Origin of the sequence: Exiguobacterium artemiae, assembly GCF_033342815.1 — a bacterium.
GTDB classification, from domain to species: domain Bacteria; phylum Bacillota; class Bacilli; order Exiguobacteriales; family Exiguobacteriaceae; genus Exiguobacterium_A; species Exiguobacterium_A artemiae_A.
In genome coordinates, this window is sequence record NZ_JAWPEN010000030.1 from 1 (window position 1) to 9,946 (window position 9,946).

12 protein-coding genes are annotated in these 9,946 nt (G+C 46.2%); 5 read left to right on the forward strand and 7 right to left on the reverse strand.

Annotated features, from left to right (window positions below):
• A partial coding sequence (locus tag R7V76_RS16720; protein ID WP_369076256.1) for an IS3 family transposase occupies positions 1-76 on the forward strand: 76 nt, incomplete at its 5' end.
• A 72-nt stretch (positions 77-148) separates the two neighbouring features.
• On the opposite strand, the gene R7V76_RS16445 is transcribed toward R7V76_RS16720, so the two are convergent.
• Positions 149-1,846, reverse strand: a complete 1,698-nt coding sequence (locus R7V76_RS16445; protein ID WP_318094330.1) for a GGDEF domain-containing protein — start codon at positions 1,844-1,846, stop codon at positions 149-151.
• A gap of 123 nt (positions 1,847-1,969) precedes the next feature.
• On the opposite strand from R7V76_RS16445, the gene R7V76_RS16450 reads away from it, so the two are divergent.
• Positions 1,970-2,578, forward strand: coding sequence for a YktB family protein (locus tag R7V76_RS16450; RefSeq protein WP_318094331.1), 609 nt, complete (start codon positions 1,970-1,972; stop codon positions 2,576-2,578).
• A 32-nt stretch (positions 2,579-2,610) separates the two neighbouring features.
• Here the strand turns inward: R7V76_RS16450 and R7V76_RS16455 are convergent, their stop codons facing one another.
• The 6 genes from R7V76_RS16455 to R7V76_RS16480 all read right to left on the reverse strand — a co-directional run bounded on the left by R7V76_RS16455 (position 2,611) and on the right by R7V76_RS16480 (position 7,594).
• Positions 2,611-3,120 carry a hypothetical protein gene (locus R7V76_RS16455; protein ID WP_318094332.1) on the reverse strand — a complete coding sequence of 170 codons (510 nt, stop codon included), beginning with the start codon at positions 3,118-3,120 and terminating at the stop codon, positions 2,611-2,613.
• A 134-nt stretch (positions 3,121-3,254) separates the two neighbouring features.
• A complete protein-coding gene (locus R7V76_RS16460) occupies positions 3,255-4,328 on the reverse strand; it encodes an ABC transporter substrate-binding protein (protein ID WP_318094333.1) in 1,074 nt (357 codons plus the stop codon).
• A gap of 3 nt (positions 4,329-4,331) precedes the next feature.
• Positions 4,332-5,135 carry an ABC transporter permease gene (locus tag R7V76_RS16465; protein WP_012371389.1) on the reverse strand — a complete coding sequence of 268 codons (804 nt, stop codon included), beginning with the start codon at positions 5,133-5,135 and terminating at the stop codon, positions 4,332-4,334.
• A complete protein-coding gene (locus R7V76_RS16470; protein ID WP_012371390.1) occupies positions 5,132-5,938 on the reverse strand; it encodes an ABC transporter permease in 807 nt (268 codons plus the stop codon). The genes R7V76_RS16465 and R7V76_RS16470 overlap by 4 nt, the downstream gene beginning before the upstream one ends.
• A complete protein-coding gene (locus R7V76_RS16475) occupies positions 5,938-7,035 on the reverse strand; it encodes an ABC transporter ATP-binding protein (RefSeq protein ID WP_012371391.1) in 1,098 nt (365 codons plus the stop codon). Before R7V76_RS16475 ends, R7V76_RS16470 begins: the two co-directional genes overlap by 1 nt.
• 13 nt (positions 7,036-7,048) lie before the next feature.
• Entirely contained in the window at positions 7,049-7,594 is a 546-nt protein-coding gene (locus R7V76_RS16480; RefSeq protein ID WP_012371392.1) for a helix-turn-helix domain-containing protein, read from the reverse strand.
• A gap of 186 nt (positions 7,595-7,780) precedes the next feature.
• Here R7V76_RS16480 and R7V76_RS16485 point away from each other — a divergent pair, with 186 nt between their 5' ends.
• Genes R7V76_RS16485 through R7V76_RS16495 form a run of 3 tightly spaced genes read left to right on the forward strand, consistent with a single transcriptional unit; the run spans position 7,781 to position 9,813 of the window.
• The gene (locus R7V76_RS16485; protein WP_318094334.1) at positions 7,781-8,626 is read left to right on the forward strand and encodes a DegV family protein; all 846 of its coding nucleotides are present in this window, start codon (positions 7,781-7,783) and stop codon (positions 8,624-8,626) included.
• A gap of 59 nt (positions 8,627-8,685) precedes the next feature.
• Positions 8,686-9,414, forward strand: a complete 729-nt coding sequence (locus tag R7V76_RS16490; RefSeq protein ID WP_318094335.1) for a TspO/MBR family protein — start codon at positions 8,686-8,688, stop codon at positions 9,412-9,414.
• A 51-nt stretch (positions 9,415-9,465) separates the two neighbouring features.
• A complete protein-coding gene (locus R7V76_RS16495) occupies positions 9,466-9,813 on the forward strand; it encodes an iron-sulfur cluster biosynthesis family protein (protein WP_318094336.1) in 348 nt (115 codons plus the stop codon).
• The last annotated feature ends 133 nt before the right edge of the window (positions 9,814-9,946 follow it).

A 9,946-nucleotide genomic window follows, 5' to 3' on the forward strand; every position in this document is an offset into this window, starting at 1 on the left:
ATTCTACAATGAAGAACGATACCAAGAACGACTAAACGGCTTGAGCCCGTTAGAATTCAGGGCTCAAGCCGTTTAAAAGATTTTTATTATTTTGCCTGTCCACTTGACGGGGAGCAGTTCAGACGTCAACGGTTTTTATCTTACAACTTTAGATGACACGTTCTTTCCATTCTTGGTATGATGCGACACGATCGCGCCCTTGGAACTTCGCACCGATATACATCGCCCGGTCAGCATTTCGGATCAGACTTGCTAAATCTCCCAGCTCGTTTAATGTATCAACGCCGATACTTGCCGTAATCGTTAGCGAATCTTCTTCAATCTGAACCGGATTGGCGTGTAACGTCTCGCGAATCCGTTCGGCTACGATTTGCGCCGATTCCAGATCTGTATTCGGTAACAAGACGACAAATTCCTCACCGCCATAACGGGCCACAAGATCCGTGATCCGTGTCGCCTGCATTAACAGCTTGGCGACTTCAAACAGAACAACATCCCCGACTTCATGCCCATACGTATCATTGATTTGTTTAAAATGATCCAAATCAATCATCAAGGCTGAGAATGGATACAAATCACGTTGTCGAATCCGGCGATCGCCCCACTCCTGTAACGCTCTATAGTTCGGTAATTTCGTCATCGCATCTGTTCGGCTGTCCGTCAACAAACGCTCCCGCTCCTGCGCCCGTTCGACTGCCCAGGAGAGGACACGTAACGCACGGTACAGCTCATAACCAAAGTCTTTTGTGAATTCGCCGCTCGCTTCAGATGCTAAAAATAAGGAGCAATTGATTTTCTCCGTCGCTTCCGGCTGAATGAACAGAATCGACTGGGTTTCTTCCGGAACACAATCATACAAACGGATATCCCATTCCTGTTGCATACCGTACAGCAAAACCTCTTCTTTTTCGTCAATGATTTCTTCAATGATGATACCGCGGACATGATCCGCTTTTAATTTCCGGCCATCCTTTAACGAATAATAAATCGACTCCCCTTCACCGAAATCGAATTTAATCCAGGCGATATCCGGACGAACGAAATGGTTCAACTGACGTAAATACCGTTCAATGATGAACTGGGCGTCACCGTCTTTCCAGGCCGCTTCTTTTAATCGTTCAATCTGTTCCCAGTGCTCGATCCGGTCACTGGCATGGACGGAACTGCCGAGCGACCGTTTGATGATGAACAGCGCAAAGGCTGTCATGACGAGACCGCTGTTCCCGTTGTTTTGAACCATCAATGTACTGAAAATCCCGAACAATAATTCGGCAGCAATGACGACCGCCTCGAACCGAAGCAACGGCAGCATGACGCTGCTCGGGATATTTTCACCAAGTAAAAAGTTCGATAATTTATATTGGAACAGTAAGACAATCCATAAAATCAAGACCATGACGAGTAACGGTCCGACGTTCTCAATCAACAAGAAGTCTTTTCCGTGTGTTCCACCGAGCGCATTGTAAGCCAGCCCGGCAGGTAAAATCAATAACAGCTCCAGTGTGACATTAAACGGATAATTATGTAGCATACGCCGGCGGCCGATCGCGGTATGGAACGTCCGCAATTGGTAGATCAGCATCGTCAACTGTCCGACACAGATGGCAGACAAAAGTCCATACGTTAAAAATGTAAACAATACGAATCCGAAATGGAACGTAAAGCTCATATGTCTTCTGCGGACCGGATCAACAACAAAGATTGTGGAGAGTGCAACAACAAGCGTAAACGTAAAAAAGTCGATGCTCAGGCTGTAGTCTTTTGATTTCGCCAATAAATCGATTCCGATGACGACAAGAAAAAATACAATCCAGCTTCGAAGGAGATATTGTTGAAAGCGACGCATGTTGACTTCCCCTTCCTAACACATTTTTCTATCTGGAAAAAAATTTGATGATCATTCATTTGAGCATTGAGGTCTGTTCTTGATGCTTTGATTTGTTACACTACTAGTAGAGGTGATGAATCAATGACTACACATTTTACAAAAGAAGCGTTTGATACATTTGAGATTGAAGGACTGGAACAACGCATGCACGCGATTCGGGAACGGATTCAACCCGTCTTCAAACAAATCGGACAGGAAGTCTCACCGGATTTAACGGTTAACTTGGCAGAAGATATGTATGTGCATATTGCACAGCATGCCCGCCGGAAAGTAAATCCCCCGAAGGACACATGGATGGCTTTTTCCCCGAACAAACGCGGCTATAAAAAACATCCGCATTTCCAAGTCGGCTTGTTTGATGATCACCTGTTCATCTGGCTCGCTTACATTTACGAACTTCCGAATAAATCACAGTACGCCGCTAAACTACTGGATCATCAGGAGCTGTTGCATGCATTGCCGTCCGATTTTGTTGTTTCTTACGATCATATGAAGAAAGAGGCACAACAGATCGACGAGACCAGTCTGGAACAAGGACTCGTCCGGTTCCGCGATGTCAAGAAAGCAGAATTTTTGGTTGGCCGTCACGTCTCTGCCGAAGAAGTCAGTACGATGTCGCACGAAGATCTAGTAAAATTGATTCGAAATACCTATGAACAACTCGTGCCAATCTATAAAAAAATTCAATAAAAAGGATGGCCCAAAAGGTCATCCTTTGTTCGTTAGTTATATTTTACTAGAATTGACATGACTTGTGTACGTTCAGAATTTAAATTTAGATAAATGTTGACCTCTTTTGTCGAAACGGTCATCAGGTTGAAGGTTTTATCGAGTTTAGCCGTCGAGTATGCTTTTTTGACTTCTTTGACGGTAATCGTCCGGCCGATCATTTTTGGATTGTAGACGATGGCTGAGACTTTCGCTTTGCGGTCAGGCACACCGAATGTCGAGCAGTAGTGAACTGCTTTGTTCGGTGCAACCAATCCTTTCCCGCTTTGGCACCACGTCGAGTTTTTTTCCCCTTTGTACGCGCTATGTACCTGGGCTAACGTCGTTTTTTCCAATGTCACTTTTCCATCGACGGATTTGGCTTTAGCCGCTGTCGTTTTAACTTGTTTTAACCAATCGATATCTGTTGGTTTTGCTGCTTCGGCAGACTGGTTATATGAAGGACCTGAGACGAGGCTCATGGTAAGTGCGGCAGTTAAGATAAGACCAAAAATTTGTTTCATGATGTGCTCCCCCTTGAAATGCTTTGATAAATATCTCATTCCCCCATTTTCGAAATAATATTCACTTTAGATACATTTCTTTAAAAAATATTTTAAAAAAAGTTGTTACCCGGTTTGGGCAACAACTTTTCTTGTTATTTCTTATGCATCTTGAACTCTAAAAATAGTTCATTATAATGAGCGAGCATTTCTTTCCCTAAGTTTTCATATACTTCAAGCGTATCCGTCACCTGTTTATCCGGATAAAAACGTTTGTCTTCCCGCACGTCCCGATCGAGCAATTTCAGCGCTGCTTCGTTTGGCGTCGAGTATCCGACATAGTCCGCGTTTTTAGCGGCATTTTTCGGGTCCAGCATGAAATTGATGAATTCATGGGCACCTCTTACGTTTTTAGCCGTTTTCGGAATGACGACGTTATCGAACCAGACGTTCGACCCTTCCTTAGGAATCACATAGTTCAAATTCTCATTTTCACTCATGATTTCATTGGCATCACCGGACCAGACAACACCAATTCCCGCTTCTTCATTGGCAAGCAACAACTTGATTTCATCTCCGACGATCGCTTTGACGTTCGGTGTCAAATCCATCAGGTTGGCTTTTGCTTCCTGCAGTTTCGTTTCATCGGTCTCGTTCAAGGAATAGCCGAGACTGTTCAGACTCATCCCCATCACTTCACGTGCGCCGTCTGCGAGAAGGATTTGATTTTTCAACGCCGGATCCCAAAGGTCTTTCCAGCTGGTCGGTTTTTTTCCATCAATCAGTTTTTGATTGTAGACGATTCCGACCGTTCCCCAAAAATAAGGAATCGAATACTTGTTGCCGGGATCAAACGATAAATCGAGGAACCGTGGATCGATGTTCTTCAGATTGGGAATCTTTTGTTGATCGATCGGCAACACTAAATCCTCTTCGATCATCTTCGCAATCGCATAATCGGACGGGACGGCGATATCATATGTTGTTCCGCCCTGTTCGATTTTCGTCAGCATCGCTTCGTTTGAATCAAACGTCTGATAGACGACTTTAATACCGGATTCCTTTTCGAACTGATCAATCAGTTCCGGATCGATATAATCGCCCCAGTTATAGATGTTCAGGACATTTTTTCCTGAGTAACCTTGAGTCGCATTCAGCCGGTTCAACGCAAACAGGATGATACCGGAAATCAAGAAAATCGCGACAAACAATTGAATGAGTTTTTTCATCGATCATTTCACCTCCGGTCGGGACAACTTCATCGCAGAACGTTGGTTCAGGAAGTAATAGCCGATGACGAGTAAGAATGTAAACAGGAAAATCACGGTCGACAAGGCGTTGATTTTCATCGAAATCCCCTGCCGCGCGAGCGAATAGATTTCAACGGACAATGTCGTGAATCCATTTCCGGTAACAAAAAACGTGACCGCAAAATCATCGAGTGAATACGTCAATGCCGTAAAGAAGCCGGCAAAGATACCGGGTGTAATGTACGGCAGGATGACTTTCGTCAGGACATCGAGCCGGCTCGCTCCTAAATCACGCGCTGCATCGACGAGTGTCGGACTCATTTCCTGCAGTTTCGGCAGGACTAGAATGACGACAATCGGAACGGAGAACGCGATGTGTGACAACAGGACTGACGTAAAGCCGAGCTGAATGCCGAGCATCGTAAAGAAGATCAGGAACGACGCCCCGATGATGACATCGGGACTGACAATCAAGATGCTGTTGAGCGTCAACAGCGACGTCTCGATCCGTTTCTTGCGGACCGCCTGGATCCCGATCGCTCCAAGGACACCGATGATCGTCGAAATCGCTGCGGACAGAAGCGCAATGACCAGCGTGTTTAAGACGATGATCAAAAGTCGGGAATCCTGGAACACTTCCTTGTACCAATCCCACGTGAAGGAATCAAAGTTCGTCATGTTATCGGCACTGTTAAACGAGTAGAAGGCCAGATACAGAATCGGGGCGTACAAGATGATGAAGACACCGATCAAGTACAGATTCGCTAATTTTAATCGTTTCATCATGTTGTCGCTCCTTTCTTCCGTTTCGTACTCGTTAATGCCAGAATGATTGCCATCGCAATAATCAGGAAGACGGCAATTGTCGCGCCCATGCCCCAGTTTTGTGTGACAAGAAACTGTTGTTCAATTGCTGTTCCGAGCGTGATGACCCGGTTCCCGGCAATCAGGCGTGTAATCATAAATAACGACAGCGCCGGAATGAAAACGAGCTGACAGCCCGATTTGACACCGTCAAGCGTCAATGGAAAGACGACACGACGGAACGTCATGAAATTCGAAGCTCCGAGATCGCGGGCCGCAAAGACAAGTGACGGGTTCAATTTTTCAATCGCGTTAAAGATCGGCAGGATCATGAACGGAATGAAGATATAGACGGAAACGAACACAAAACTGAAGTCCGTGAACAAGATCTGTTTCCGGCCGATTCCGATCGCTTCCAACGTCTGGTTCGCCCATCCGTATGTGCTGAACAGACCGATGAATGCATAGGCTTTTAAGAGCAGGTTAATCCAGGTCGGTAAGATGATCAGCAGCAGCCACAATTGTTTATGCTTTGTTTTCGTCAGTAGATAGGCGGTCGGATAACCGATTGCCAGTGAAAACAGTGTGATCAAAAAGGCATACCAAAACGAGCTGAGCGTCATCGTCAGATACGTCGAGGTGAAGAACTTCTGGTAGTTGACGAGTGAGAAGTGTCCTTCGAGATCGAGAAACGAATAATAGACGACGAGGACGATCGGCGCGATAACGAACAACGCAATCCAGAAACTATACGGAATCAGGTACCAGTTACGTGTCTTCTGCATCACAGCACCCCGTCGTAGGACTCAAGCCGTTTGTCGAATTCCTCTTCCGTCTCATTCAGACGCATGACATGGATCGCTTCCGGATCGAATGTCAGGCCGATCTGTTCCCCGACCGTCGCTTTTTTCGTACTGTGGACGAGCCATTCGTTTCCGACTTCATCCATGCAGGCAATCTCATAGTGAACACCGCGGAATAACTGGGAATCGACGGTCACGCGCAACTTCCCTTGAGCGACGCTGGTGATTTCCAAGTCTTCCGGACGGATGACGATTTCGACCGGTTCATTTAATTCAAGACCGCGGTCGACACATTCGAATTCTTTTTCGGCAAACGAGACCCGGTAATCCATCAACATCCGTCCCGGGATGATATTCGATTCTCCGATGAAATCAGCGACGAAACGGTTAATCGGCTCGTCATAAATATCCGTTGGTGTACCCGACTGCTGAATCAGACCGTGATTAAGGACAAAGATTTCGTCCGACATCGCCAGCGCCTCTTCCTGATCGTGCGTGACAAAAATGAACGTAATGCCGAGACGGCGCTGTAAATCACGCAACTCATACTGCATTTCCGTCCGGAGTTTCAAATCGAGTGCCGATAACGGTTCATCCAGTAAGATGACTTCCGGTTCATTGACGATTGCCCGGGCGATGGCGACACGCTGACGCTGTCCACCTGACATCTCCGTGATTTCGCGGTTTTCGTATCCGGATAAGTTGACGAACTTTAACGCATCGAGCACACGGGTCTTGATTTCCGCGTCTTTCATCTTTTTGATCCGCAATCCGAACGCGATGTTCTCGAAGACGTTGAGGTGCGGGAACAACGCATAATCCTGAAAGACCGTATTGACCTGCCGTTTGTTGGCGGGGACATCGTTGATCCGTTTTCCGTTGAACAGAATATCGCCTTCCGTCGCTTCGGTGAATCCGGCAATCAGCCGTAAGACCGTCGTTTTCCCGCAACCGGATGGTCCGAGCAGCGTATAAAATTTTCCGCGTTCAATTTCAAAACTGACGCGTTCAAGAACCGTCTGATCGTCAAAACGTTTTGTCACGTCTGTAAATTGAATGATTGTATTGTTGTCTGCCAAATCTTATTCCTCCTTATAAGTACGAATCCGTGGCCGTCACGAGTACTTTCGTTTCTGCCTTTGAATCATTTCGTAACTGATGAATTTCTGAAGCTTTATAATAGAGCGTCTCGCCTTGCGTCGCCACGAATGATTCCCGGCCAAGCTTCAACGTGACCGCCCCTTCAAGTACATAGACGAACGTTTCCGATCCGGACGGTTCGTATGCTTTAAAGTGTCCGCCTGGTGCCAATCGCAGTAAGACCGGCTCCATTTCCTTTTCATTCGATTCCGGAATCAACCATGTCACATGATACCCTTGTTCCGGGTCCTCATAACGCGTGACATCTTTTTGCGAATAAACGACCTTTTGGTTTAATGTATCCTCATCAAAGAAATCCTTCGCCGAGATGCCGAGTACTTCCAGAAGACTGAACAGCGTCTCAATCGACGGTGAACTGATTTCACGTTCGATTTGCGAAATGTATCCTTTACTTAAATCCGTCCGTTCGCCAAGCTCCTCTTGCGTCAAGCCTTTTTGAAGACGCAGATTTTTGATTTTGTTTCCGATCGTCCGCAATCCACGCCCTCCTTTCCAAATAACAGTTTAGTATAAGACGACTTCAAGTTTACTAATCACGTACCGATTATAGCGTATTGTGTCAGTTAATCAACTAAAATGTTTGAAATTTTTAAAGGTTCATTTGACAGCGATAACGCTTACAACTACAATTAATACCAGGTACTAAAACAAGGAGGAAACAGGATGAAGATTGCATGGATTACAGACAGTACGACGATTTTGCCCGATTCGATTTCTCAGCACGAAGACTTGACCGTCGTCCCTCTTCTCGTCATGAAGGATGGTGAAAGTTTTACGGACGGCGTCGATGTCCAGGCTGAGACGGTCTATGAATGGATTGGTGCGAAGCATAAGGTTACGACCAGTCAACCTTCTATCGGCACGTTCACGGAGCACTATGAACGGTTAAAAGAACAGTATGATGTCGGCTTTGCAATCCATCTTTCAAGTGAACTGAGCGGTACGTATAATGCGTCTGTTCAAGGTGCGGAAATTGCCGGTTTCCGGTTGATCGCCATCGATTCCCGTTGCGGCATCTATCCGGCGGGCCAATTGCTTGCGGAAGCAATGCAACTCGCAGCAGATGGAATGGCAGTCACAGAGATCGAGCAGTATATTTTAGAGCGCCGCTTCGATCATCACATCGAGTTCACGGTCGCGAACCTCGATCAGCTGCAGGCAGGCGGACGCATTTCCTCGACGAAGGCGTTTGTCGGTAATTTACTTCAATTGCGGCCGCTGTTTCATTTCGAAGAGGGAAAAATCGTGCCCTATCAGACGGTTCGAACGTTCAAGAAAGCCCATGGAAAGATTTATGACCATCTCGTCGAAATGCTTGAGAGCGGAACGGTCACCGATGTCTCGTTATTCCACGCGACAGCCTATGATTTGGCGCTCGAGTGGAAAACGAATCTCGAAAAGCGGTTCGATGTCACGGTTCGCATCGATAACTTAACGCCCGTCCTCGGTTCACATACCGGTAATCCGGCCATCGGCATGTCGTTCTTAAATCCGACGAGCCGACGCTGATGTCTAAAGAGTCAAATATCCGGGTAAACCTCCTTTAGAGATTAAAGGAGGTTTTTGTATTGAAAAACAAATGGATTTGGCTCAACTGGCTTGGTTTTGTTTTTACAATTGCCGTCAATGCGCTTGACGGTGGAAAGACAGGACGTATTTCGGACACGATCATGACCTATTTCAAACCCGCAGGTTATGCTTTCTCGATTTGGGGACTTATCTATCTTGTCTTGCTCGTCTGGTTGATCATGCAGACGATTCCGAAATTCAAGGAACATGATATCGCAAAAAAAATCGGACCATGGTTCTTGATCAGTTGTCTGTTCAATGCCGGTTGGATTGTTACGTTCTCATACAAGTTATTCCCGCTGTCGGTCGTCGTCATCGTCGGTCTTCTCGTTTCACTGATCGTGATTTACTCAAAAATCGACCGCGAGACAAAAGCCTTACGCTTTAAATTGCCATTCTCACTTTACCTCGGCTGGGTCTCGGTTGCGACAATCGCCAATATCTTCTTGACGATTGATACCGAAAACATCAACTCATGGCTTGGAATCGGCGATGCCGGTTGGACGATGATCATGCTTGGTGTCGGTGTTGTCCTCGCCTTGTTGTTCATGTTCTTTAACCGTGATCCGATTTACCCGCTCGTCTTCGTCTGGGCTTACATTGCAATCAACTTCCAGTCGGATAACGGGCTTGTTGATACAGTTGTTCTCGGAAGTGTCGTCGTCCTTCTTGCCGGATATGTCTTCCTGCTCGTCCGGATGCGCCGTCAAGTCCGACTGAGCAAGTAACGTTATTTTCTTTCCTGTTCGTCGTATACTGGTATCAAAGGAGTGAATGTCATGCATATTACATTTACAGAAGCCGCGCTTGGTCGGATTGATCAGTTACGCGGTGATACGGAAGGTCAATTGCATCTTTATTACGATACAGAAGGATGCGGTTGCGGGAATTCCGGTATCTTCAGCATTCGTCTTGTCACCGCCGCAACGGATGAAGATATGACGATTGATTCGAATGTCGGACCGGTCCTCGTTAAACGGTGGTCAAGCCATTTTCTCGATCAGGAAATGACACTTGATTATAATCCCGAGAAAAAATCATTGATCCTAAAAAGTGATGGTCAATATTTTAATACGAACGTCCTCGTTACCGATCAGACCGGCTGCCAGTTGACAGCCAACCGGTAAGACGACAAAAAAGAGGCTGGGACATAACTCAGCTTTATAAATGAGAAGGCCCTCGAAACGTTTTTCGTTTCGAGGGCCTTCTTCTATGATAAAAAACCGATTTTAAGTAAACAAATAAGGACTGCCTCTGATA